Consider the following 25,130-nt stretch of genomic DNA (forward strand, 5'->3'; position numbering starts at 1 on the left):
GCATATATCAACACTCTGCTAAAACATAGCCAAAAATTATAATTTTATATTTATTATTATACATTTTTTTCCATTTGTAAAGTGCTATGTTAATAGTTATTAAAAAAAGTTGACATTATCACATTACATAAAATAATTCTTCTAAATAAAACTTCTTCTTTACATATTATATCCAATTATAACATATAAATATAAAAATCATCAATAATATACATTGTACATCCCTTATTTAAGATGCAATTATTATTAAATTATAATAAGCTATATAATAAAATTAAATTCAAAATATAGCTTATTCTTAAATAACAATAACTCTTATGTTAATTGTCAAATCTATCAACTCTAAAAAGCTTTAAATTTTCATCAACTTCACCTAAATAAAGCTTATTTAACATGATGCCACCTAGTATGGCAAAAAGTATTCCATTAGCTCCATATCCAAGATTGAACCATAATTTTTTATTCTTAGGATCTTTCCCTATAAATCCCAAATTATCTTGAGTTGAAGTAAAAGCTCCGCAATACTTGTATTCTATATCAATGTTCTTTATTTTTGGAAACATTGATTTTAATTTTTGTTCTAATATAGAGTACTTTTCACTAACTTGCTTTTTATTATAAATATCAGGAATAAAATTTATATCTTCTCCACCAATTATAATTCTATTATCACTAGTTGTTCTTAGATAATTATATGGTTGCTTATTATCTCTAATTAAAACTTTATTATAATACCCATCAAAATTATCTAAAGGTTTTGTTGCTATATTAAATGCTGTTGTAGTTACACCAAAATTTCTACTTGTAAATAGATCTGTATGATAACCTGTCGCAACTATTACTATCTTACCTCTAACTTTAAAATCATACTTCGTTACTACTTCTACCCCATCGTCATTGTAGAGTACTTTTACAGCCTCTGTATTTTCATATACTCTTACCCCTTTTTTAGTAGATACCTCTATCAGTTGATGTGTAAATTTATAGGGATCTATTTCTGCCCCTCCGTTTTTAGAATATAATCCTGCTTTTAAGTCAAACGAAAATGGATTATTTTTCTCTTCAATAAACTCAACATCGAATCCATTTTCTTTTCTTATTTTATATTCTTCTTTTATCTGTGCTATATCACTAGATTTAGCTGTATAAAATAAAGTATCCCTCTTTTTATAATTACATTTATTATCGTATTGTTTTATAAATTCTTCAATTTCATCCAATGCTTTTATTCCTAATTTATAGGATTGTATTACATTTTCAGTAGTAGTATACTGTTCCAGCTCTCTAACTGTTTCATCTAATTCATATTGTAATAAAGCTGTCGTAATTCCTGTACTTCCATACCCAATTATATTTTTTTCTAAAATCACCGAATTTATATTATTTTTACTAAAATAATATCCTAAAATGCTTCCTGTAACTCCGCCTCCAATAATAATTACATCTGTTTCTATATCTTCTGTTAAATAATTATATTGCTTAATAACTTTATTTATTTTAGCAAATAAAGAATCTCCCTTAACAAATTGTAAATCCATGTTTAAACCCTCCAATATATTCTTTAATCAAAATATTTGTTTCAGATGAAAGTCAACTTAATAGCAAACGCAGTAAAATTATACATATATTTAATAATCATCTGATAAAAGTATTATTTCCTAGAAAACTTTTAGTATACTTTTAAACATAACTATATCAAGCTCTTTATTAGTTACTTTTATAAATTATTTTTTAGTGACAATTGTGGTTGAAAGCCACTGTCGTTCTTAAAAATATATATTTTAAAAATCACAACGTGATTTCATCCTAAATTGTCAATGATCCATTGTCCATTCAAAATATCTCCTTTACCTTAAATTTTATCAGCTTTTCAGGCTTCAAAAATTCTATACTTTCCTAGACATAAAAAAAGAGATTCTAATCAGAACCCCTCTAAAAATTATTCTTTATATACACTTTTTAATAACTCTATTTCATTCTTATATCCATCAAGTTCATTCGGTGTCTCAAGGAAAAATGGTAAATTACATAATTTAGGATGATTAATAATATTTGTTATAGCTTCTAATCCTATATACCCATTTCCTATAGTTTCATGTCTATCTTTATGACTTTCAAATGGATTTTTACTGTCATTTAAATGAATTGCATATAATTTATCTAATCCTATTATATTATCAAATTTATCTAAAACTTTATCTAAATCATTTACTATATCATATCCTGCATCATGAATATGACATGTATCAAGGCATACCCCTATATGTTCTTTTAATTCAACGTGTTTTATAATTTCAGCTATTTCTTCAAAATTTCTGCCTACTTCAGTTCCCTTTCCTGACATAGTTTCTAAAAGAACTTTAGTTGTTTGATCCTTTTTTAAAATAGAATTTAAAGCACTTGAAATATACTCTATACCAACTTCTGTTCCTTGCTTAACATGACTGCCTGGATGAAAATTATATAAATTATTAGGTAGATACTCCATTCTTTTTAAGTCATCTGCCATTATTTCTATTGCAAATTCTCTATTTCTCTCATCAGCTGAACATGCATTTAACGTATATGGTGCATGAGCTAATATCTTACAAAAATTATTTTTCTTTGCTAATTCTAAAAATTCTTTAACATCATTTTCATCTATATCCTTTGCTTTACTTCCTCTTGGATTACGAGTAAAGAATTGAAAAGTATTTGCTCCAATTTTCAAAGCATTTTCGCCCATATTTTTAAATCCCTTTGATGAAGATAAATGGCATCCTATATTTAACATATTATATCCTCCATATTTAACTAGCAGTTTATTTATTATTTATTTTATTATATTATACTGCTAATAAATTATTATTGCTATATAATAATTATTCTCCCTTAGTGTATCATCTAAAGTTTCATTTATTATTTCATAAACTCTATTATATATCTATAAATAAAGCTTCGTCTCAATTCTTCTATCATATTCTGACCATGTTCCACTTTTAGTCTTATCTTTTAATTGATTAATTTTATTCATTGTAGCATCTATAGAATCAGCATAATTTACTATAAAGGCTTCTTCCATCTTCATATCTCTAGGAGATCCATATTCAAGTTTACCATGATGTTGAGTAATGCATCCTTTTATTCTACTTATAAAATCATCACTATAAGAAAAAGAATTTTCACGAGCAGCCTGATCTATCATTTGAACACCAATTACAATATGTCCCTCCATCTCACCTTGTAGTGTATATCTAAAAGGACCCTCATAGTAAAGTTCATATATCTTTCCAATATCATGAAGTTTGGCAGAAAGTACTGCTATTTCAGGTCTTCTACAATCATATCTTTCGCATAGCATAGCAGTTAAATACATAACATTTAACGTATGCTCAGCAAGTCCCCCTATGTAATTATGATGCATAGATACACCGCCAATTCCACGTTTAAACTTATTTAAGAACTTTTCATCTTTAAAAAAATAATCATTTAATGCTTTTCCTTCTCTAGATATTATATATTTATTTGTGTATTCTTCAATTTCATTCATTATATCTTCAATTGGTCTCTTCACTGTTGGAAGATAGTCTTCTAAATTGTACTCTGAAATAAATTCATATTTTCTAATATCTAAATTTACGCCCTTTGTTCCATGTACTTTTAGCACCATACCTTCCTTGATATCTTGTTTTTTACTAGCTATATTTGATTTGCTTTCTCCTGTCTTATCTGCAAGTATACATACTGTCTTATTAGGATCTTTAAAAATTATCCTCATAACCATTAAATTTATTTCTATAGTTTCTTCATCTTTTAAATCGCATAAAAACTTATCTTTATCACTCATAAAATCCTCCATCTTAAATTTATTTATAAAAATATTATGTGTAAAAATATACAAATTATAATTATTTCCTGTAAATTAAATAATTAATATATTGTACCACAATTATATTGAAAATTTATAAATAATAATAAGTATTCCTCAAAACACCTTTTAATTTGTTTTTAATATTATGCAATTTTTATAGTTAATATATCGTTTTATCTGAAAATGAATTGACTCTAGTCCTGAATCCCAATTTACCTTTATTGAATAAACACATTCACCTTTTTTCTTCTGAAGCTTGTACATTTAGCCTTCCGTATCTCCCCTAAATCACTAAAAAATATGTTGATAAAAATATTTAAAATATGTTTTCTAACATTAACTGAAACAAAAATGATATAGGAAATACAATTACCAATGCTGGAAGTAAATTAACTACTTTTATTTTTTTAATTTCTGCAATAGATAAACCAATTATAAAAGTCAATATTCCTCCAATAGCTGTAAAATCTCCTAACATATTAGCATTTATTAATGGCATAATAAACTTTGCAAGATAAAAGAATGCACCTAAAATTAAAAATTGAGGAACAACAATTAAATTCATTGCATATCCAAGTATGCATGCAAAAATAGCTCCAGCAAAAATATCCATAATAGCCTTTGATAATAATATTGTAATGTCCCCAGTCATAGCTTCATTCATTGCACCAAAAATGTTTGTTCCACTTAAGCAAAAAGTTGCAGCTACAATTACATGAAAATTCATATATGCTTCTTGATCTCCCTCTATTTCAAAGTGAAACTTATAAATAACCTTCTTAAATATGTTCTTTACTTTTGTATCTAAATCCATTAATTCTCCCATTAGTGTTCCCAAAATCAATGATAATATCACTGCTGGTAAAGACTTCAATTTAATAAATGATACCACTCCAATTACAATTGCCGAAATCCCAAAAATAATTGTAAGTGGATAATTAATACGATGAGGAATTTTATGCTTAAATCTTGCTCCAAGAACTCCCCCTATTAAAACTGCTAAAGAATCTAAAAAAATACCAATAGGCATAATAAATACCTTCTTTCTACTAATTTTCTTTTGCAAAAGATATGAAATGTTAACATATTACATTTTAAAAGTCAACATTAAACAATTGAAATATTATCTTTACAGAACAAAATCGCAAGGCGACTTTAAAGCGTCGATTTTTTTAGCCATGCACCCTTTCCAAATGCAATGTAGGAATAATGTGGGCATAAAAAAAAACGTGGCTTCATGCCACGCTTTATTATTATTTAATCAAATATTATTTTATGATTTTTTTGGAAGTTATCTTTTAATGTAAGGGATAAATTATTTGCTCTATTTCCTTCTATTATATTAGTTACTGTGAACTCTTTTACTTTATCAAACAATGTAAAAATTGTTTTTGCCTTATGTTCACTATTATATACTTTCCAATATCCACAAGTTAAGCATTTTTTATTTGAGCATTCCATAAAATCTTTAACATCATCTAAAGGATATCCTAAAAATATTCCTAATTCATGAGGACAGTTATATACTTCATATCTATCTTTTAATGTGTTCAATGCATCTTCTACTGATAGCTCCCTATCATATCCTACACAATTAAGAAATTTCAAATTATCCTTCTTATTGATATATTTTTCTAATAAATCTTTATCATAAATTAATACTATTAAAGACTTATCACTATCTCTTAATGAGATATATCCTAAATTTAATTTTCTCAAATAATCTTTTCCATATATATTCCACAAATAAAATATATCTTTATTATCATATTTACTTAAATTCAGTGTAATGGATGGTTTCAATCTAGCACTTATTAATGCAACATTATAAGATATAAAAGTTTCAATATATTCTTTTCCCTCCATACCATTTAATAAGTTATAAAAAGTACTAATTTTTTCTCCCATCATTACTCCTCCATTAATTAATTACTTAATTTAGCTATTTCTCTTCCATATTCAATACATTGTTCTTCACTTTCACCTTCAGGTGTATAATTTACAATTAATGGTTCTAAAGCCACATTGACTCCTAAATCTGTCATTTTTTCTTCCCAGCTTCTCATCCATTGTCCATCACCCCATCCATAAGATCCAAACAATATAACTTTTTTATTTTTTAAGTCTTCTTGTACACTCTCTAAAAATGGTTCAAATTCTCCAGATTCAAGTTCTTCATCTCCCATAGATGGACATCCTAGTACTACTATATTTTCATCTTTTAAATTATCAATTTTTACACTAGAAATATTTATCATTTCAGTCTTAGTACCAGACTCCTCTATACCTTTCGCTACTAAATTTGCCATAGCTTCTGTATTACCTGTACCACTCCAATAAATTATCTTCATAAATCCTCCTCTTGGTTCTCCTGTTGAGAACAATTATCAATTTCATTATATTATTATAATATTCTACTTAAATAATGTTGTCAATAGGATTTTTACTAAAAATAAAAAAGATCCTAGCAATTTATTTTAGGCTATGTTTTAAAACAGCGTTGATATATGCAATAGGTGAAGTGGCATTGTAAATGGACTTTTAGAACCCTTAATGAGTATTGTTACATTTACTGCTTGTCCTAATTTTATATTGGGAACAAGCTAAAATGGGACTATACTCATTTTAGTGTTGTTAAGTGAGAGTCGGAATTTTATATTTCGCTCCTCGAACTTACTCAGCGACTATCAGAAGTCGAGTTTCCTTTTTTACATTCCGCCCACTTTGCTTATGCATATATCAACACTCTGCTAAAACATAGCCTTATTTTAAAATTACTAAGACCTTTAAAAAATAATTATAGATTACTTTTTATATTTTATTTAACACTAATTTTCTACTTTTCATTAAATGAACTACGAATATTACAAATCCTATCATTAAAGTAAATCCAGCATATGCATAAATATTTCTATAACCATATCCCATAACTACTTTTCCCCAAATTATTGAACCAACTCCATATCCACCATCTAATAGTGCATAATAAATAGCATTAGCCATTCCTTTTTTATTTTCACTTACTGAATCTAAAATCATCAGATTGATTATTGGTAATAATGATCCCATCATAACCCCACATAAAAATCCAAATATTATTAGTTGTGGCATTGTCTTAACTATTGACATGCCAAATATAGATGCAGAAAAAATTATTAATCCATATAATAAAACTGTATTTGTTCCAAATTTACTTGCTATTTGATTTATAAATAACCTTGATGCTAATATACCTAAAGCATTTATTGTAAAAAATAATCCAATATTACTAAAGCCTAATTCTATTCCATATAAAGCTGTAAATGCTAAAATAGTACTTTCTGCAACTGCTGCTAAAAATAATATGATTGACGGTATAATCATATTTCTTTCATTTACTTTTTCTTCAGTATTAGCTTTATTATTCTCTTCATTTAACTGAGTTTTTGTAGTATTTTCACTATATGATAATTTTAAAGATATCAAAATTGTTATAATAGCTACAATTGTTGTTGTAATAAATAATAATCTAAAATTTTCATAATTCTTACCAACTAAAGCTAATGCAATTGATGGTCCTATTGCTGTAGTTATAGTTATTCCTACTCCAGAATATCCTATTCCTTCAAGCATTCTTGATTTTGGTGTAACATCTGTAACAATTGTTGCTACTGCAGTAGAAGATATCCCAAATCCAAATCCCTGAAATATTCTTAATAATATAATCATTTGTATATTATCTATAGCTAAGTATGCTATTGTTGACAGTGCAGTTATAGCTACACCTAATATTAATATTTTCCTTCTTCCAACCTTATCTAAAAGTTTTCCTGCAAGCAATCTGATAAATAATGCAGCTAATGTAAATGCACCAGTCATTATTCCTGCATAAGTATCAACATGTGTAATTTGTTTTGTATAAATTGATATTGTTGATAGTAATAAATTACAAGCTAGGTTTACCCCTATTGTAATAAACAATGCTAATATAAAATGACTTGTCCATAGTTTTTCTTTTTTATCCATTACGTTATCCCCATCCTATATTGGTTTTTCCTTACAATATTTTAACTAGATACTTGAAAATAGATTGTAGTCTATACTACAATCTATATAGTAAATTTTTTATGAATGGTGATTATATGGATAATAAATTTAAAACCTTACCCAGTTCTACTATAAGTATAACTTCTAAATTTTATAAAGTATTTGAAGAAGCAGGTACACTAAAGAAATATCGCAAAGACGAAATTATTTATTTTCAAGATGATATAGCTGAAAATTTTTATTTAATTAAATCTGGAAGAGTTAGAGTTTTTCTAATCTCCCCTCAAGGCACAGAACTTACAATTGAAATTTTAAGAAAAGGAAATCTTTTTGGTGAATCATCTTATTTTAGCTATGGTGCTAGATTAACATCAGGTAGTGCTGCTACTGATGTTGAATTAATCGCTGTTAGCTTAGAAAATTTATATCCTTATTTAACTAAATACCCTGAACTAATGATTCAAATGTTCCACCTTATGTCTTTATCAATTCAAAATTTATCAATACAAGTTAATAGTATGGCATTTTTAGAAGCCGATAAAAAAACTGCTGAATTATTAGTACGTTTAGGAGTACATTTTAAGAAAAATAAATATGATGATTTCTATATAATAGATTATTCACATGAGGAAATAGCTCAATTAATTGGTTGTTGCAGAGTTACTGTAACCAAAATATTAAATAAATTTCAAAAGGATGGCTTAGTATCCTTAGGGTATAAAGAAGTGAAAATTATAGATGAAAAAAGATTAAAGTCATTTGCTTTTTCTTAACGTTCTATTTTAAATATACGTTTATATATGCAATAGGTACAGTAGCTACTCCACGCTTTTTTAGTTAAAATTAGAGAGATGAGAATTGAAAGTTTTGTTTGAAAGTCTTAAAAATTTTCCTATAATATATTTTCATAAATTCAATTACCAAATTTTTTGTTGACTTTTAATTTTTCACTCTCAATTCTCAACTAATATTTACTTAACCCTAAATTTTATTAACTTTTTAAGCTTCAATATAAGCTGCCATGTATCACTTATTAATATTAAATATTGAATTAATACGTTGTACTTTCCTTTTTTCTAGTTATTAGTAATGTAATTATTAATCCTCCCCAAAGTATTGTTGCTCCCAATATTAAAAATAGTATAGCTTGGCTTGTCATCTACATAACCTTCTTACTATTTATATTTTTTAATTCATATTTCCAAGGTTTCTTACTAATTAATATTCCACCTATAATTCCTATTACTATAATTGACCATCCATATAATAATAATGATATTGAATCATATCCTCCATAAGGAGTTGTTATCTCTGTTATAATACTTTTAACTAGTGTTAATGATAATAATATAGGTGTAACATATTTTATTATCACATCCCACCATATTCCTATATTAAAGTAAGAAATAGAATTTGTGTAATCTCTTATAACCTTAGGTTTAACTATCCATCCAATTACAACAGATTCTAATAATCCAACTGTTACTATTCCATAATTGTTTATAAAGTTATCCATAATATCTAATAGATATAACCCACCATTAGTTGCAAAAACTGTGCTTATTAAAAATCCCATTACGCACATAACACTAACAACTTTTTTACGTTTCAACTGAAATTTATCAATTATAGCTGCTGCTATTGCCTCAACCAATGAAACTGATGAGGTAAGTCCTGCAAATACTAAACATATAAAAAATAAAACTCCTAATATATTTCCCCATATTCCCATAAGTGAAAATACTTTAGGAAATGCTATAAATGCTAGTCCAATTCCACTTGTTACCACGTCTTCAATTCTTACACCTTGGCTTGTCGCCATTACTCCAAGAATTGAAAATACTCCAATAGAACATAAAAATTCAAATCCACAATTTGCAAATGCAGTCATAAACGCACTATTATTTATGTCTGTTTTTTGTTGAAGATAACTTGAATATGTCATCATAATTCCTGTGGCTATACTTAAAGAGAAAAATACTTGTCCATATGCTGAAATCCAAATTTGAGGATCTTTTATTTTATCCCAATCTGGTGTAAATAATTTATTTAATCCAACAACAGCTCCATCTAATGTAACACCTCTTATAACTATTATTATCATTATTACTAATAAACAAGGTAATAATATCTTGCTGGCCTTTTCAATTCCTGATTTTACTCCTTTATAACATATATACCAATTTACAATCCAAATTAATGCTATTCCAATTAATACAGGCCAAATTATTCCACCTAATTCTAAAGGAGACTCAGATAATTTTAAAAAATAATTATAAAAATATGAGTTTGAATCCTCGCCCCAACCCTTTCTAAAACTAAGAGTTACGTATTTAATAGCCCAACTTAATACCATTGAATAATAGCATAATATAATTGATGAACTAATTATTGGCCACCATCCAATCCATTCAAATCTTTTATTAATTTTTGATAATGAAAGTGGTGTAGAACCTCTAAATTTATGACCTACTCCATACTCTAATATTAAAAGAGGAATTCCTGCAGTAAATATAGCAAAGAAATAAGGTATTAAAAATGCGCCTCCCCCACTTGAATACACTACATATGGAAATCTCCATATATTCCCCAAGCCTATTGCTGAACCAATTGCAGCTAGTATAAAACCTATCTTAGATCCCCATTGTTCTCGATTTTCTTCCATGTATAAATCCTCCTAAGTTAATTTTAAATATTTATAAAATAAAAAAGTCCCATAGTTATCTATGGAACTTTTTAACCTAGGATACAAAAAAGTTCCATATTAATCTATGAGACTTATTTTTATCTATAAAAACACAAAATAGCCTCATATAAAATCTATGAGGCATTCTTATCTATAAAATATAAATTAGCCATCATAGACACAGTTGCTTAAAATGAGCAATTGTATCTATGACAGTAATAAATTTATCAAATCATAAACACAATTGCTAAAGTAATTCGGCTAATAATAAGAGTACTCTATTAAATTGTAATTCTATTGTAAATTGTGATTTTCTTATTTGCATAATATTTCCTCTCCTTTGTAATTTTAATCATATTAACATTATATTTTGCTTTTTGTCAATATTCTTATTAAGAATAACTCCAATAAATACTATGATTTAATAATAAATTATTAAAAAATCAATGTTTATTATTATATTTTTTTATAAATTAACTATATTTTTCAATAAAATTAATTAGATGTTAAATTTGTTAAATATTTAAAAAGTTTAAAATATGTTCTATAAATTTACATTTTAAATGTAATTTTTAGATTTAAAAAATAAAAAAATATATGAATATCCATGCTGTAATTGTTAAAATAAAACTTTTATTATTATCCTATAAATATTAAAAATAAAATCCACGACATTTCTGTCGTGGATTCGTCAATATAGATTAAGCTTTATTCTCTTAGTTTACTTCTTAATATGAATCCAAATCTCACATTTATAATCTTTTCACAAAATATAATATCTTGTGCTATCATTGTAAGTCTTCTTCTGCGTACATATTCAGCTAATTATACTCTAATAAAATTCCTTCTTTAGCTTTCATGCTCATGCCAATATTTAGGTTTACAATCTTATGGTTATTAGCTTCTGAAATTACAAGGATAGTAATATCATCTAATCCTTTTTCTTTAATAAAGTTTCTATCAAAGCTTAAAAGAAGCTCACCTTTTTTTACTGTTTTTCCTTCCTCACAGTATAATTTAAAGCCTTTTCCATTTAAAGCTATAGTATCAATCCCTACATGGATAAGAAATTCTACACCATCTTTTGTTCTAATACCAACTGCATGCCTACTTTCTTTCATGACTGCAGCAATAGTTCCATCACATGGCGAGTATATTTCACCTTCATTTGGTTTAATTGCAATTCCTTCCCCCATCATCTTTTGTGAGAATACTTCATCATTAACATCGCTTAAATCAACACTTATGCCATCAGCAAAAGCATAAAATATTTTGTTCTTGTTTTTATTAAATAAATTCTTAAACATATACACCTCTACTTTAATTCCGGCCAATAGCCTTTATTAGCTTCTATAAGATCATCTAATAACAATTTAGCAATTCCAGCACTTGGTAAAGTTTTAGACAAAGTAAGCGCTTGCCACAATTTTTGATAGCTATTTTCAATCCAAGCTTCAACTACTAACTTTTCTACTGATACCTGTTGTTCCATTAATCCTTTTTGGAATTGTGGAATTTCTCCTTGTGCTAAAGGTTCTAGTCCATCACTTCCAACTATGCATGGAACTTCAACCATAGCAGTTGGATCAAAATTAGAAATAGCACCTTTATTCTCTACTATACATAGCATTCTTTCATGGGTATTATAAGCAATTGCTCTAGCTAGATCTACTATAAAGGTAGCATGAGCATCAATATGGAATTGTCCACCTTTTGCTGTTCCAGCTTTTATAATAGCTCGTGCTGCATTAAATACATCCTTTTCTCTTCCATCCATTACTTCGTTTGCTCTAGAATATTCGGCATTAGAGTGCTCTACAACATAATCAGGATATAGATAATACTTCAAATAAGTATTAGGTAAAAATCTTGGATCTACTGCTAATAAATCTTTTGCTTTTTTATGAGTTTCTTGCCAGCTTGGATCTGTATGTTGTGTCTCTACTTCTTTTACTGTTAAGTATCCATTTTCTGCGACATATGCTTTAATTCTATCTGTCAAATCATTTCCTTGTTTATCCTTAACGCTAGTCCACCATCCAAAGTGATTTAATCCAAAGTATTTAACTTCTAAATCACTTGGTTCTAAATCCACAATTCCTGCCATACGACGAAGAGTTCCTACTGGCATATCACAAATATTTAGTACCTTTGAATTTGGCTTTAATCTACGGCAAGCCTCAGCAACAATTGATGCTGGGTTAGAATAGTTTAACATCCAACAATCTGGTGAATACCTTTCCATTAAATCTATTAATTCCAGCATGCCTCCTATGCTTCTCATTCCATAGGCAATTCCTCCTGGTCCGCAAGTTTCTTGCCCAAGTACTCCGTATTTCAAAGGAATTTTTTCGTCCTTTTCACGCATCTCATATTTTCCTACACGTATATGAGCCATACAGAAATCAACATCTGTAAATGCTTCTTTTGGATCTGTTGTATAAGAAAACTCAATATCTGCTGCATTTTCTTTTAATAAAATATCTAAAGCTTCACCAATAACGCTTTGACGTTCACCGTCATTATCATATAATTTTAATTTTCTAATTGGAAAACGGTGTAGATTATCTAATAGCATCATAACTATTCCTGGAGTGAATGTGCTTCCGCCTCCTGCAATAACAATAGAATGTTTTTTCATATATATTCCCTCTTTCCTTTAATTAATATTATTCTTCTACTATTTCTGTAAATTATGTTATTCTCCTACGATTCCTAATGCTTCATCTACTATAGATCTAATTCTAGTAACATGTAGTCCATAAATTACTTGAACATTTTCTCCTTTTTTAACTACTCCTGTAGCTCCTGTTCCTTTTAATGTAACTTCATCAACTTTTGATGTATCTTCAAGGATTAATCTTAATCTTGTAAAGCAGTTATCTACTTTTTTAATATTTTCTTTTCCACCTAATGCTTCTATTATTACAATAGCTTCATTTCCTGAAGCTTTATCTCCAACACCTTGTTCTCCTGATACCTTGCCCTTATAATCTTGTTTAGTGTAAAGTTTAACTTCTTCAGTACTGTCTTCTCTTCCAGTGGTCTTTAAGTTAAGTTTAACTATTAAGAATCTAAATATTATGTAGTAAACTGCAAATTGTGCAATACCTACTAAAATAAACATTGGCCAACCTGTTTTTTCTATACCAAGTGGTAAGTTATATAGTAAGAAATCTATAAATCCATTAGGTGCTATTGCTCGTACACCTAATATATTTAAGGCTACCATTCCAAGTCCACTTAATACTGCATGTACTCCAAATAGTATTGGTGCTGTAAATAAGAATGAAAATTCAATAGGTTCTGTTACACCTGCTATTATTGATGTTATTGCTGCTGGTATAAGTATTGCTTTAGCTTTCTTTTTCTTATCAGCATCTGCTGTATGATACAGTGCTAAGCATGCTCCTATTAAACCAAACATTTTTGATAATCCTCTAGCATCCCATATAACTGTACTTGATAAAACTTTAATTGAAGGGTCTGCAATTTGTGCAAAGTAAATATTTCTTGAGCCTTCTAACACTTTACCTGCTATAGTTTCTATTCCTCCAAGCTGACTATATAAGAATGGAGTGTAAACTAAATGATGTAAGCCTGTTGGAATTAGAAGTCTTTCTAACATTCCATATATAAATATTCCGAAGTTACCACTTTTTTGTATATAATATCCTAAACTTGATATTCCCCATTGTACTGATGGCCAAACATAAGAAAGTATAACTGCTAATATAACTACTATTGGAATTAGTATTAAGAATACTAATCTTGATCCACCATATATTTGAAGGGCCCCATTAAACTCTTTTTTGCAATACTTGTTATGAACATAAGCTACAACTATACCTAAAATTATTCCTAAAAAAACTCCCATGTCTAAAACTTGAGTTCCAAGTACAACTGCTTGACCTGAGCCTCTTAACTGATCAGCTGGGACTAGTTTTCCTGATAAATTAAGAAATATGTTCATGGCATTATTAAATATTAGATAAACTAAAACTGATGTAAAACCCGATTCTGCTTTTTTCTCTTTTGCAAGTCCTACTGCTAACCCAACACAGAATATTATTCCAAGATTTGATAGTATAGGTACTAAAGAACCGGATAGTATTTTACCAAATCCAAATATTATGCTATTTTTGAGAAATGGCGCATATTCTGCTAATTTGGCATTTGTAAAGATATTTCCAAAAGCTATTAATATACCTACAATTGGAAGTATTAATACTGGAATAAACATAGCTTTTGAAAACCTTTGCATGGCATTCATGATTTTATCCTTCATAATTTCCACCTCTTATTAAATTATTATGTTCTTCATAGACTCATTATATATACGTTTTCATTTATTTGAAATAGATTTTAAGCATTAAGAAACCTGTTAGCATAAAAGATAACAGGTTTCTCAAAATGACTATTTATTTTCTTTTTTTGTTTCTTTATAATATCTGTAAATTAAGTACTCCATAAACATTAGCATATTAGCAAAAAATGAGTTAGGCAGTACATTGCTATCATCTAATTTATGCATATCAAATATTTTAAAAGAAATATCAGAAAGAGCTGAAATACTGTTTTCAACTTCTTTTGTAAATGAAACAATTAATTTATTCTTATTTTTTGCTACTTGAACCTTATCTAATACTTCTTTAGTTTCCCCAGATTTTGATATTACTATTAGTATTTCCATATCTTCTAGATTATTTTCAAAGCTACCTTTAGAATTTATCAATATGCTCTTTATCCCTATGCCTAGCAATTTTTTATTAAAGTATTCTCCAGCTATTTCAGAATAGCCTCTTGCATAAATAAAAATATACTTCCTCGTTCCACTTGATAATATTTCTATAAATCTTTTTACTGATTCCTCATCTATATACTTCAATAAAAAGTTAATATCCGTACCTATTAATGATTCTGATTTTTCTATAATTCTAGTATTACCACTATCTATTAGGGGAGTTATATTATAAATCATATCAATAAATCCCGTAAAACCTAATTTTTTTGAAAGCCTCATAATTGTAGATGTGGATGTATAATTTTCAGCTGCAACTCCCCTAACCCCAATATCCATCACACTATCAATATTATTAATTATATATTCAAGTACCTGCTCTTCTATAGGTGTAATTTTTTTATTATTAACTATCTTAGTTAAGTCAACTTTCATCGTTCAATCATCCTCTCAATAATAAAAGCATTTCCAATTTATTTTGCGGTATTTAATAAATTATTATGTCTATCCGCTTTAAAACTCTTATCTCACCTAAAGGAGAAAATGATTCACATAAAATCAAAGATTTTGATTCTCTATTTTTCTATTTGATGAGAGATAACCGTGGCATAACCCTAGATGAGATAGCTATTCTAGAGTATAAGCTTAACTAATCTTCAGTGTTAACTAAAAAATTCCCTCTGAAGCTAAGTTTGACTTTATACTATATTATATATAAGAATTGAAGTAAGTTAAAGATTTATATTCATAAAAGCCAGTATGTTATTACACACTGGCTTTTATCTATAAAGTGCAAATTTTTGTTGCAAATCTTCTACTATACTATTATCGTCGTAGAACAATACTGTACCATATCCATTTTTAAATGAACTGTTGCTCAAATTAACCAATCAGTTAATTGTGCAACAGCCCATTCTGTAATCTGCTTATTTAAAATTACAAAAGCATTTTTGCAAATTCCATATTATCAAAATTATTTTCTTTAATATATTCTAAAATCTCGCTTCTATAGTTCTTATCGTGCTCTACTGCCTTTATGAATACTTGAATAAATTCTATCATATGTTCTACAGAATCTTTTTCATTATATATGTATTTTCCAACTAGATAGAACCTAATTAATGAATATCTAAATAAAAGCATAATATACCCTTCAAACATAAAATCGCTTTCTGAAAAAGGGAATAAATTATTATATATAAAATTAACCATATAATTTTCGAATATGTGGCTATTAGTTTCTATATACTTCTCTGTATATTTTTCAAATGCATTTATATATTCCTCTGCATTTTTAATTACATCCTCATTATCTTTAATATTATATCCTTTTAAAAGTTCTTTCGTATAGTTTTTAAATTTATCACTATCAGTTTCATTTACTATATCTAAAGAATCAACTACATTTTTTAAAAATGAAACTTGAAGTGCATAATTCATACGCTCTCTTTTATAATACTTAGATTCAGATTCTATATCATATTTATTTATAAATTCCTTTATTTTGTCACTTTCTATATCTTCTAGCTCATTTAAAAAATCACCAAGAACATATAATCTAGAGCTGATATTTAAATTTCTATTTTGCATTATTTTTATTGAAAAGTCTCGTATCTCTTTGAAATACTCTATAGGTGTATCTTTAAATTCATATGATGTAGTATCAAGTACACCTGACATAGTATACTTACCTAAACTCTTTTCACTTTCCTTAAATTCTATTTTCTCTTTACTTCCAAGAATAATTCTTGCTGCCTCCGGACATGCTGCATCAAGGCATATTTCATAATGATCATCTACTTTATTTAGTACTCTAGGAAATTGAGTACAAACACTAGAAAGATAATCCTCACCAAATTTCCCTTGAATCAAACAATAATTCTCATCATCTAGAAACGGACATCTTTTTATTTTGTTTAATTTAATTCTTCCATAATCTAAATCTTTATTGGTACAATATTTATTGTTATGAACATTTTTTTGGAACATCTTGTTCATTGTTTCATCTTTAACTTTGTGATATTTTTTAAATGTTTCTTTATCAATATCTATATCCCATCCAATGCAACAGTTATCTTCACATTTTCCTCCAATACACTGAAACTTATCTATATATGATGGATATATCATTTTAACACTCTTTTTCATATTTATCTTCCTTACATTTTAATATTTTATCTAAGGCTAATTATATCATCAACATCACACATAATGATAAATATTTATGCTCTAATATGTAATTTAATTCTTTAATGTAAATCAGTATAAATATTTAAAAACATGCAAATAATCATAATAAATTATAATAAATGTTTTAGGTGATTTTATGTTAGAAACAGAAATAGCATACATTGCTGGAATAATAGATGGTGAAGGTAGAATAATTCTTCAAAAAATACATACGTCTTCATTTCTTTTAACAACAAACACCTTATAAAATGTATTCATAACCAACACCACCTTAATTTATAAAATATTTAAACTAAAAATACAATATCCAAATCTATCATTCTGTCACTTGTTGTTTTTTAATGATCACATTCTTATTATCAAATCTCTTAACCATATAAGAAACAACTATTGGACATATCATTGCTGATACTACGCATGAAGCTGCAACTTGTGCTGTAGCTGCTGTGGCAACAACAGCAAGTGTTGGATCTAATGCAACAACAGCTGCTGGTGTAGCTACTGCATTTCCTGCTGTTGATCCTGTTGCTAATCCTATTAATGGTTTTTCCTTAAACATTCTTAATAATATATAACCACCGATTCCTGTAAATGAAGCTATTATACCTAATAATATTCCTGGACCTCCTGCAGTAATTATTGTTGATAAATTCATTCCTGCTCCTAAAGGAAATGAAAAAAATGGTATAAGTAATAACTTACTACTTCCAAGAAATTTTCTCATATCTGGATCAAGGTTTCCTAAAATCATTCCTATTAATATTGGAAGCAATGTTGCAACAAGAGACATAAGAGGAATTTGTGCAAGACCTGATGCACCTAAAGCAACTAATGTAAAAAATGGACCATCTTTCAATGATAATAATGCATAAGCGCCCACATCAGTTTCATCTCCATATTGTGATGCAAGAGACGCATATAACCCACCATTACAATTTGTTAATGCTGAAAGAACTGCTAGTGGTGATAAACCCAATACCCCAGCTGGTCCAAATATTTTTCCTACTGCTATACCAATGCCTGCTCCAACTATAAATTTTCCAAGTATCAACAAAGCACCTTTTTTTAACGCCTTTGGTGCCAATTTAAAATTAATTTGTGAACCTATAAAAAACATAAAACATGCTAATATTGTTGAGGATGCTTTTGAATCAAATAATGCTGTAGTAAAACCTCCAATTTTTAAAACTTGTGGACAAAATGTATTAACTAATACCCCTAAAAAAAGTGGAACGATCATCATACCGCCTGGAATTTTATCTAGTGTTTTCTTTATTGGAACTTGCATAATCAAACCTCCTAAATTCTCCTTTTATTTAACTTTTCACATAAGTTTATTTAAGATTTATTAAAACTTTTTCTATGTTTTAATGAATCAGTCTTTATACCAATTAAACCTTTAAATTTTAATCTATAATCTAAAATAATATTTTTATAGCTTATAAACCCCTATTTCTCTTGCTTTTTTTGCTACAGCATTTGAAACTTCCTTAACTACTCTAGTATCAAATGCATCTGGAATAATATATTCCTCGTTTAACTCTTCATCTTTTATTATGCCTGCAATAGCTTTAACTGCCGCTATCTTCATTTCTTCTGTTATATCTGTAGCTCTAGCATCAAGAGCTCCTTTAAATATTCCTGGGAATACTAATAAATTATTTATTTGATTTGGAAAATCTGAACGTCCTGTTGCAATTACCCTTACATTTCCTTTCTTAGCTTCATCAGGCATTATTTCTGGAATAGGGTTAGCCATAGCAAATACAATAGAATCTTTAGCCATTGTAGAAACCATTTCTGCACTTAAAATATTAGGTGCTGATACTCCTATGAATACATCTTTATCCTTAATAATTTCTTTTAAGTCTCCTCTTTGTTTTTGTTTATTTGTAACTTCTGCCATCTCTTTTTGAGCTTTATTCATCCATTCTTCACCTAGAGCAAGTGCACCCTTTAAATCCACTAATACTACATCTCCTACTCCAAGCTGTAATAATAACTTGCATATAGATATTCCTGCTGATCCTGCTCCATTTATAACAACTTTAACCTCTGATATTTTTTTACCTACAACCTTTAATGCATTTAATACTCCTGCTGAAACTACAATTGCTGTTCCATGCTGATCATCATGAAATACAGGTATGTCTAATTCTTCTTTTAATCTTTTCTCTATTTCAAAACATCTTGGAGCTGATATATCCTCTAAATTAATTCCTCCAAATGTTGGAGCTATGCGCTTAACTGTTTCCACAATTTCATCTGGATCTTTTGTATCTAAGCATATTGGAAATGCATCTATGCCTGCAAATTCCTTAAATAAAATAGCCTTTCCCTCCATAACAGGCATTGCCGCTTCCGGTCCAATATCTCCAAGACCTAATACTGCTGTTCCATCAGATACTACTGCAACTAAATTTCCCTTTGCTGTATACAGGAATTTCACAAGACGATATAAAACATATATTTAAAAGAGGATTTTCAAGAAAAGGAAATGATCGTGGAATTGGTTTAAATCTTGTATATAATATTGTTGAAAGTTGTAATGGAACTATCGATGTTGAATCTGAATTAGATGTTGGTACTTCAATTACAATAATAATAAATAAAAAAAGAAATTATATGAAAGGTTAGGATTTTATTATGTTAAAAGCAATAATTGTTGAAGATGATCTAATGGTAACAGAAATTAATAAAAATTATATTCTAAAAACTAAAAAAATAATTGTTTGTGCTACATTTACTAATGGGGCTGATGCATTAAAATATCTAGAGTCTAATAGCGTAGATTTAGTTATTTTAGATTTGTACATGCCTAATCTTTCTGGTATGAAACTTTTAGAAATAATAAGAAATAATAACTATAGCACAGATGTAATCATGGTAACAGCTGCTAATGACATTGCTAATATTGATAAAGCTTTAAAGCTTGGTATTCTTGATTATTTGATCAAACCTTTCAAATATGAACGCTTTCAAAGTACCATAAATAAATTTATTATGAAATACGAAATGATAACTAAGCAAAAAAAACTTAATCAATCTTCCATTGATGAACTTATAAGTTCAAACTCAAAACCTTTTAAAACAAATGATGATAACCTCTCAAAAGGACTTCAAAAGGAAACATTAAACTTAATAAGAGACTATATGATTTCAAATAAATTTCGCTATTTGACAAGTGAGGAAATATCCTCTGCAATTAATTTATCTAAGGTTACTATAAGACGTTATATGAATTATCTAATAGAATGTAAAGAAATCTCTAGCGATGTAGATTATAAAACAGGTGGACGTCCTTCTATTCGATATAAAGCTTTAAAGTATTAATGAAACTTAAAGAGGAATTCTATAATGAATTTATGGCTCTAAAATAAAAAATAACCTCTTTTGTAATAATTCATTATCTTGATTATTAGCAACAAGAAGTTATTTTCATATTAAATTTATCATAAAAATATGTTTATCACACTAGCATTTATAGTATTTTTACTAAAAATAAAATTTATAATTCTAGCAATTTTACATTTTTTCTTTCATTTTTTCTTGGCATTATAAAGTCTTTTGCATCTAGATCTGTATCCCATGGGATATTATAAATACTATCCTTACTTTGTTTAGTTAAATTATAGCTTTGAGCTCTGCTTTTTGGTGATGATTGTGCTGGCCCATTCCAAAAAGCTAATCCACAAAAATAACTGTTCATCATATGATCCCATGATGTGTAATTTGCCTGTAATACTTTGCACGCATCAACACTTACTTTTATTGCTTCTTGATATGATATATATCCTGATAGGAATCCCCATCCTGCAAGATTACATATTCTGCATATATCCCAAGCTAATATCCCCTGATTTTCATATTCTGAACATAATGTATCAAACAGCTCTTTCTGTTTCTTTTTTATACGATTTGACTCAGGATTTTCCTTATATATTTTCATAAGTTCCATACATTCTTCATTATGACCTTCATTAAAAAGCCATGCAATTGTAGATTCTAAATCATCTCTATTTTTTATATTCCAACCACTTTTTAATAGTTTTTTCATATGTTTTTTAGCCCATAAACATACATACATCCCACCTATATCAACTCCATTGCAATCTGCATTTGCATATGTATTATAACCAGCAGCCCCTATAAATTTCATTGTAGGAGTTATCATTTCTTTATATATATCCAATCCTTTATCTCTACCGAAAAACACTATATATAAAATATAAAGTATTATTCCAATAATTATTATTCCATCCATTTTACCCCTCCACTTTTGTAATATCAGCATGTTATTCAATAATTTATCATTTAATGCAGTTATTAGATTATCATACTATGTTTACTAAATCAAATTTACTTTACAAATTAATCAATAAATATATTTCTTATCATTTTCAATTACACTATCATTATCTTTAATGTTATATCCTTTTAAAAGCTCTTTCGTATAATTTTTAAACTTATCATTATCAGTTTCATTTACTATATCTAAAGAATCAACTACATTTTTAAAATATGAACATTTTTTTGGAACATCTTCTTCATAGTTTCATCTTTAACTTTATGATATTTTTTAAATGTTTCTTTGATGTAACGTTATTATCTGTTGAAGTATATCTATAAAATATAGCCATTTTATTTATAGAATTTATTCTTTTTAAAGTACAAATTTATATGTATAAATGTCGTATACCACATACCGATGTTTCTAAACCTTATTACTAGTATAGGAGGCAGAGAATTAACATGTGCACAGCAATGACGCTACAATCGAAACAGTTAGAAAATTTTTTTGGCAGAACCATGGATTTTTCTTATGATATTGATCCAGAACTTTATATTGTACCTAAATATTATGTATGGAACAATATTTTTAACCTGAATAAATTTTATAATTGCTATAGTTTTATAGGAATTGGACAAGAAAGTGATGGAATGCTTGGTTTTTTTGATGGAGTAAATGAAAAAGGGTTTGCAGCTGCAACATTATATTTTGCAGGCTATTCCAAATATCAAACACATTTAAACCATATCTATAAAGAACCTATTTCATCTTTAGATTTTCTTCATTATATTTTAGGAAGATGTGGCTCAGTAGACGAACTTAAAGAAGCCATACTAGATATAGATATTATAGGTCTTGAAGATCCAGTAACACAATCTGTTGCACCTTTGCATTGGATTGCAACAGATAAAAGCGGGGAATGTGTTGTTATTGAACAAACAGAAAAAGATCTGAAGATATTCCAAAATAAAATTGGAATTATGTCAAACAGTCCTGATTTTCAGTGGCATATGACTAATTTAAGAAATTACATGGATGTATCACCAACACAAACCAGTGATGCATACTGGGATGACATTCATTTAAAACCATTCGGCCAGGCAGGAGGAACTATGCAGTTGCCAGGAGGCTACACATCCCCAGAAAGATTTGTAAGAACAGCATATCAAAAAACTCATATTCGTACACCTATTAACAGTTTAGAGACAATAAATGCGTGTTTTCATATTATGGAAAGTGTTACTATTCCAAAAGGAATAGTAATAACAGATAGGGATACTTATGATTATACAAAATATACTGCCTTTATTAATACAAATACTTGTCAATATTTCTTTAAAACTTATGACAATCCTCAAATTACAAGTGCAAGCCTTTGGGATAACTACACAAATAGTGTTCATCCAATCTCGTTAGGAAAATTAAAGCGACCATTTAAATTTGAAAAAATAAAACACTATTGAGTTTATAAGTGAAAATTTACTCAAAGTTTTACTACAAAATCTGTATACACTCAGATATTACTTAAGAAGATACTACTTAAGATAAAATTTCCTTAAAATATCTAAAAACTAAAATAACTCACGAAAATCCAAATTAGATTTTCGTGAGTTTCATACTATATAATTATATTACTATGAAAATAATTATTATCAATATTGCTATAAAACTTATCATTTCCATTAACATAAGTACTTTTCGTGAAATCTCTTTCCTTGTTACTCCCTGAAATAATTCTATCCATAACTTTCCTCCATCAAATAATGGAACTGGTAATGAATTAAACGAAATAAAAATAATTCCTATATAAATTAATAAGTTTAATACAAAATTAACACCTATATTTCCTGTTTCTGTAGAAATTTCAACTGTTTTAAATATGCCGCTTAAATAATTTTTTAAGTTTATATCTTTGGTAAGCATTCTTCCAAATTGCTTATATGTATCGCCAGTTAAATTTAAAGTTTTATTAAATCCAATTTTAATACTTTCCATCACCGAAGGGCTGTCCATCTTCTCTAATGCTGACTTAAATGTTTTTAAATCTTTTTCCTCTTCTAAATTGTCTATACTTATATGTTTCTTTTCACCTTCTCTCTCTATTAAAAAGTCCACTTCTTTTTTATTTGATAATGCTATTTTATATATAATATCTTCACCCAAATTAACCTCAGTATTATTTACCTTTAAAATCTCATCACCTTGCATAAAAATATTATTTGAATCTTGCACTTTGAAATTATTATTAATTGTTGTTTTCCTATATCCATCAATATGTATAACACTAATATTTACAATTATTAATACTACTAATGTAATTAATATCCCTGAAAGTACAATACTTATTTTTCTAATAGTAGATAGATGTAAAAAACTACTTTGCGATTCAGTATTTTCTACTTCTCCCTGTATTTTAATATATCCGCCTATGGGCAATATTCTTAAACTATATGTAGTTTCATTTATTGAAATTATTACTTGTGTATGAGGCGATATTAACTTTGGTTACTTGAATATTAACTACATAGTTTGATCTATTTCCCCCACTCTCACTTGTAACACTAGCTTCATGCTCAGCTTCTCTATCAATAAATTCAGCTAACTCTTTTTCATCATCTCTTGCAATATAACCTAACATCTCATTATTTATACTATAAACTGCTATGGCATCCTTAGCATATATATTATTTGGCTCTCTTAAAAGTTTAACTATATCGCCTACTTTTAATTTCTCAATAGCCGCTTTACTCTTTTCATTTCTTAATCCAATAACACATGTACACATCTTTTCAGAAACATCTGCATTGTTGTTTTCTACTATAGTTTCACTTTCCTTGTTAAATTCACTATATCTTTTATGATCACTCATTGTATAATCTGATGCAAATTCTATCTTTCTAAGACAAGTTCCATAGTTATCCTTTCGATATCTATATACTGCACTCCACTCTTCATATGGAATATTTGTTTCTTCATTTATTATATCATCCATAACATCACTAAATATTCCTGGTGAAGCACCTTTAAATGCCATAATTAGTGCTTGATTACAAGCATTTATTGCAATAGTATCATTCTTAGCATAGCTATACGAACAATATTTAATTCTATCAACGCATTAAATATAGTCAAAACTATAACAAATATTTTTGCTACCATACTAAACATACCCATTATGAAACCATCCTCACTAAATCACATGGGTCATGCCTTATTCCTAAATACACTGAAAGACTCGAAAATTCATAGTTTTCGGGCCAAGCTTTATATTCATCAATAATAAGGACATAATAACAATAAAAAGAAAACCTCAGAAAGGTTATTTACCGCTCTGAAGTTAGATATA

22 protein-coding genes and 1 pseudogene are annotated in these 25,130 nt (G+C 27.9%); 4 read left to right on the forward strand and 19 right to left on the reverse strand.

The window, feature by feature from the left end:
* Positions 1-320: 320 nt before the first annotated feature.
* The 7 genes from NG904_RS10910 to NG904_RS10940 all read right to left on the reverse strand — a co-directional run bounded on the left by NG904_RS10910 (position 321) and on the right by NG904_RS10940 (position 7,855).
* Entirely contained in the window at positions 321-1,538 is a 1,218-nt protein-coding gene (locus tag NG904_RS10910) for an NAD(P)/FAD-dependent oxidoreductase (protein WP_252231633.1), read from the reverse strand.
* 401 nt (positions 1,539-1,939) lie between these two features.
* Entirely contained in the window at positions 1,940-2,773 is an 834-nt protein-coding gene (locus NG904_RS10915; protein WP_252231634.1) for a deoxyribonuclease IV, read from the reverse strand.
* Between the two features lie 150 nt (positions 2,774-2,923).
* On the reverse strand, positions 2,924-3,826 hold the full coding sequence (locus NG904_RS10920; protein ID WP_252231635.1) for a 3'-5' exoribonuclease YhaM family protein: 903 nt from the start codon (positions 3,824-3,826) through the stop codon (positions 2,924-2,926).
* Positions 3,827-4,166: 340 nt separating this feature from the next.
* A complete protein-coding gene (locus NG904_RS10925; protein ID WP_252231636.1) occupies positions 4,167-4,880 on the reverse strand; it encodes a DUF554 domain-containing protein in 714 nt (237 codons plus the stop codon).
* Between the two features lie 227 nt (positions 4,881-5,107).
* On the reverse strand, positions 5,108-5,758 hold the full coding sequence (locus NG904_RS10930) for a DUF3793 family protein (protein ID WP_252214775.1): 651 nt from the start codon (positions 5,756-5,758) through the stop codon (positions 5,108-5,110).
* Between the two features lie 17 nt (positions 5,759-5,775).
* Positions 5,776-6,201 (reverse strand): flavodoxin, encoded by a 426-nt coding sequence (locus NG904_RS10935; protein WP_252231637.1) that lies wholly within the window; start codon positions 6,199-6,201, stop codon positions 5,776-5,778.
* A 460-nt stretch (positions 6,202-6,661) separates the two neighbouring features.
* Positions 6,662-7,855 carry an MFS transporter gene (locus tag NG904_RS10940; protein ID WP_252231638.1) on the reverse strand — a complete coding sequence of 398 codons (1,194 nt, stop codon included), beginning with the start codon at positions 7,853-7,855 and terminating at the stop codon, positions 6,662-6,664.
* A 116-nt stretch (positions 7,856-7,971) separates the two neighbouring features.
* On the opposite strand from NG904_RS10940, the gene NG904_RS10945 reads away from it, so the two are divergent.
* Positions 7,972-8,649, forward strand: a complete 678-nt coding sequence (locus tag NG904_RS10945; RefSeq protein WP_252231678.1) for a Crp/Fnr family transcriptional regulator — start codon at positions 7,972-7,974, stop codon at positions 8,647-8,649.
* A gap of 278 nt (positions 8,650-8,927) precedes the next feature.
* Here the strand turns inward: NG904_RS10945 and NG904_RS10950 are convergent, their stop codons facing one another.
* From NG904_RS10950 to NG904_RS10990, 9 genes and pseudogenes are all read right to left on the reverse strand, one after another.
* The gene (locus tag NG904_RS10950) at positions 8,928-9,035 is read right to left on the reverse strand and encodes a MetS family NSS transporter small subunit (protein ID WP_252214770.1); all 108 of its coding nucleotides are present in this window, start codon (positions 9,033-9,035) and stop codon (positions 8,928-8,930) included.
* Positions 9,036-10,541 (reverse strand): sodium-dependent transporter, encoded by a 1,506-nt coding sequence (locus NG904_RS10955; protein WP_252231639.1) that lies wholly within the window; start codon positions 10,539-10,541, stop codon positions 9,036-9,038.
* 842 nt (positions 10,542-11,383) lie between these two features.
* The gene (locus NG904_RS10960) at positions 11,384-11,869 is read right to left on the reverse strand and encodes a PTS sugar transporter subunit IIA (RefSeq protein ID WP_252231640.1); all 486 of its coding nucleotides are present in this window, start codon (positions 11,867-11,869) and stop codon (positions 11,384-11,386) included.
* Positions 11,870-11,877: 8 nt separating this feature from the next.
* Positions 11,878-13,203 (reverse strand): 6-phospho-alpha-glucosidase, encoded by a 1,326-nt coding sequence (locus NG904_RS10965; protein ID WP_252214764.1) that lies wholly within the window; start codon positions 13,201-13,203, stop codon positions 11,878-11,880.
* 57 nt (positions 13,204-13,260) lie between these two features.
* Positions 13,261-14,850 carry a PTS transporter subunit EIIC gene (locus NG904_RS10970; RefSeq protein ID WP_252231641.1) on the reverse strand — a complete coding sequence of 530 codons (1,590 nt, stop codon included), beginning with the start codon at positions 14,848-14,850 and terminating at the stop codon, positions 13,261-13,263.
* A gap of 129 nt (positions 14,851-14,979) precedes the next feature.
* Positions 14,980-15,738 carry a MurR/RpiR family transcriptional regulator gene (locus NG904_RS10975; RefSeq protein WP_252231642.1) on the reverse strand — a complete coding sequence of 253 codons (759 nt, stop codon included), beginning with the start codon at positions 15,736-15,738 and terminating at the stop codon, positions 14,980-14,982.
* Positions 15,739-16,239: 501 nt separating this feature from the next.
* Positions 16,240-17,451 carry a flagellin lysine-N-methylase gene (gene fliB, locus NG904_RS10980; RefSeq protein ID WP_252231643.1) on the reverse strand — a complete coding sequence of 404 codons (1,212 nt, stop codon included), beginning with the start codon at positions 17,449-17,451 and terminating at the stop codon, positions 16,240-16,242.
* A gap of 358 nt (positions 17,452-17,809) precedes the next feature.
* The gene (locus tag NG904_RS10985; protein ID WP_252214739.1) at positions 17,810-18,781 is read right to left on the reverse strand and encodes a 2-keto-3-deoxygluconate permease; all 972 of its coding nucleotides are present in this window, start codon (positions 18,779-18,781) and stop codon (positions 17,810-17,812) included.
* Between the two features lie 144 nt (positions 18,782-18,925).
* Positions 18,926-19,930 (reverse strand): annotated as a pseudogene (locus NG904_RS10990) (NAD(P)-dependent malic enzyme); the annotation flags it as partial.
* Here NG904_RS10990 and NG904_RS10995 point away from each other — a divergent pair.
* Complete coding sequence (locus NG904_RS10995; RefSeq protein ID WP_252231644.1) at positions 19,921-20,130, forward strand: ATP-binding protein; 210 nt, start codon at positions 19,921-19,923, stop codon at positions 20,128-20,130. The pseudogene NG904_RS10990 and the gene NG904_RS10995 sit on opposite strands and share 10 nt — an antisense overlap.
* Positions 20,131-20,139: 9 nt before the next feature.
* Positions 20,140-20,826 carry a response regulator gene (locus NG904_RS11000; RefSeq protein WP_252231645.1) on the forward strand — a complete coding sequence of 229 codons (687 nt, stop codon included), beginning with the start codon at positions 20,140-20,142 and terminating at the stop codon, positions 20,824-20,826.
* Between the two features lie 175 nt (positions 20,827-21,001).
* Here NG904_RS11000 and NG904_RS11005 read toward each other — a convergent pair whose 3' ends face one another.
* Positions 21,002-21,757, reverse strand: a complete 756-nt coding sequence (locus NG904_RS11005) for a DUF1266 domain-containing protein (protein ID WP_252231646.1) — start codon at positions 21,755-21,757, stop codon at positions 21,002-21,004.
* Positions 21,758-22,245: 488 nt separating this feature from the next.
* On the opposite strand from NG904_RS11005, the gene NG904_RS11010 reads away from it, so the two are divergent.
* Positions 22,246-23,247 carry a linear amide C-N hydrolase gene (locus tag NG904_RS11010; protein ID WP_252231647.1) on the forward strand — a complete coding sequence of 334 codons (1,002 nt, stop codon included), beginning with the start codon at positions 22,246-22,248 and terminating at the stop codon, positions 23,245-23,247.
* A 163-nt stretch (positions 23,248-23,410) separates the two neighbouring features.
* Here the strand turns inward: NG904_RS11010 and NG904_RS11015 are convergent, their stop codons facing one another.
* Positions 23,411-24,220, reverse strand: coding sequence for a M50 family metallopeptidase (locus tag NG904_RS11015; RefSeq protein ID WP_252231648.1), 810 nt, complete (start codon positions 24,218-24,220; stop codon positions 23,411-23,413).
* A gap of 22 nt (positions 24,221-24,242) precedes the next feature.
* Positions 24,243-24,818 (reverse strand): HIRAN domain-containing protein, encoded by a 576-nt coding sequence (locus NG904_RS11020; RefSeq protein WP_252231649.1) that lies wholly within the window; start codon positions 24,816-24,818, stop codon positions 24,243-24,245.
* Between the last annotated feature and the right edge of the window lie 312 nt (positions 24,819-25,130).

It is taken from the genome of Clostridium sp. ZBS15 (genome assembly GCF_023845705.1).
GTDB classification, from domain to species: Bacteria; Bacillota; Clostridia; order Clostridiales; family Clostridiaceae; genus Clostridium; species Clostridium aquiflavi.

Excerpts from the sequence above, each read along its gene's own strand:
- NG904_RS10910 (WP_252231633.1), bottom strand. The coding sequence starts at position 1,538 with ATGGATTTACAATTTGTTAAGGGAGATTCTTTATTTGCTAAAATAAAT.
- NG904_RS10915 (WP_252231634.1), bottom strand. The coding sequence starts at position 2,773 with ATGTTAAATATAGGATGCCATTTATCTTCATCAAAGGGATTTAAAAAT.
- NG904_RS10920 (WP_252231635.1), bottom strand. The coding sequence starts at position 3,826 with ATGAGTGATAAAGATAAGTTTTTATGCGATTTAAAAGATGAAGAAACT.
- NG904_RS10925 (WP_252231636.1), bottom strand. The coding sequence starts at position 4,880 with ATGCCTATTGGTATTTTTTTAGATTCTTTAGCAGTTTTAATAGGGGGA.
- NG904_RS10930 (WP_252214775.1), bottom strand. The coding sequence starts at position 5,758 with ATGGGAGAAAAAATTAGTACTTTTTATAACTTATTAAATGGTATGGAG.
- NG904_RS10935 (WP_252231637.1), bottom strand. The coding sequence starts at position 6,201 with ATGAAGATAATTTATTGGAGTGGTACAGGTAATACAGAAGCTATGGCA.
- NG904_RS10940 (WP_252231638.1), bottom strand. The coding sequence starts at position 7,855 with ATGGATAAAAAAGAAAAACTATGGACAAGTCATTTTATATTAGCATTG.
- NG904_RS10945 (WP_252231678.1), top strand. The coding sequence starts at position 7,972 with ATGGATAATAAATTTAAAACCTTACCCAGTTCTACTATAAGTATAACT.
- NG904_RS10950 (WP_252214770.1), bottom strand. The coding sequence starts at position 9,035 with ATGACAAGCCAAGCTATACTATTTTTAATATTGGGAGCAACAATACTT.
- NG904_RS10955 (WP_252231639.1), bottom strand. The coding sequence starts at position 10,541 with ATGGAAGAAAATCGAGAACAATGGGGATCTAAGATAGGTTTTATACTA.
- NG904_RS10960 (WP_252231640.1), bottom strand. The coding sequence starts at position 11,869 with ATGTTTAAGAATTTATTTAATAAAAACAAGAACAAAATATTTTATGCT.
- NG904_RS10965 (WP_252214764.1), bottom strand. The coding sequence starts at position 13,203 with ATGAAAAAACATTCTATTGTTATTGCAGGAGGCGGAAGCACATTCACT.
- NG904_RS10970 (WP_252231641.1), bottom strand. The coding sequence starts at position 14,850 with ATGAAGGATAAAATCATGAATGCCATGCAAAGGTTTTCAAAAGCTATG.
- NG904_RS10975 (WP_252231642.1), bottom strand. The coding sequence starts at position 15,738 with ATGAAAGTTGACTTAACTAAGATAGTTAATAATAAAAAAATTACACCT.
- fliB (WP_252231643.1), bottom strand. The coding sequence starts at position 17,451 with ATGAAAAAGAGTGTTAAAATGATATATCCATCATATATAGATAAGTTT.
- NG904_RS10985 (WP_252214739.1), bottom strand. The coding sequence starts at position 18,781 with ATGCAAGTTCCAATAAAGAAAACACTAGATAAAATTCCAGGCGGTATG.
- NG904_RS11000 (WP_252231645.1), top strand. The coding sequence starts at position 20,140 with ATGTTAAAAGCAATAATTGTTGAAGATGATCTAATGGTAACAGAAATT.
- NG904_RS11005 (WP_252231646.1), bottom strand. The coding sequence starts at position 21,757 with ATGGATGGAATAATAATTATTGGAATAATACTTTATATTTTATATATA.
- NG904_RS11010 (WP_252231647.1), top strand. The coding sequence starts at position 22,246 with ATGTGCACAGCAATGACGCTACAATCGAAACAGTTAGAAAATTTTTTT.
- NG904_RS11020 (WP_252231649.1), bottom strand. The coding sequence starts at position 24,818 with ATGGCATTTAAAGGTGCTTCACCAGGAATATTTAGTGATGTTATGGAT.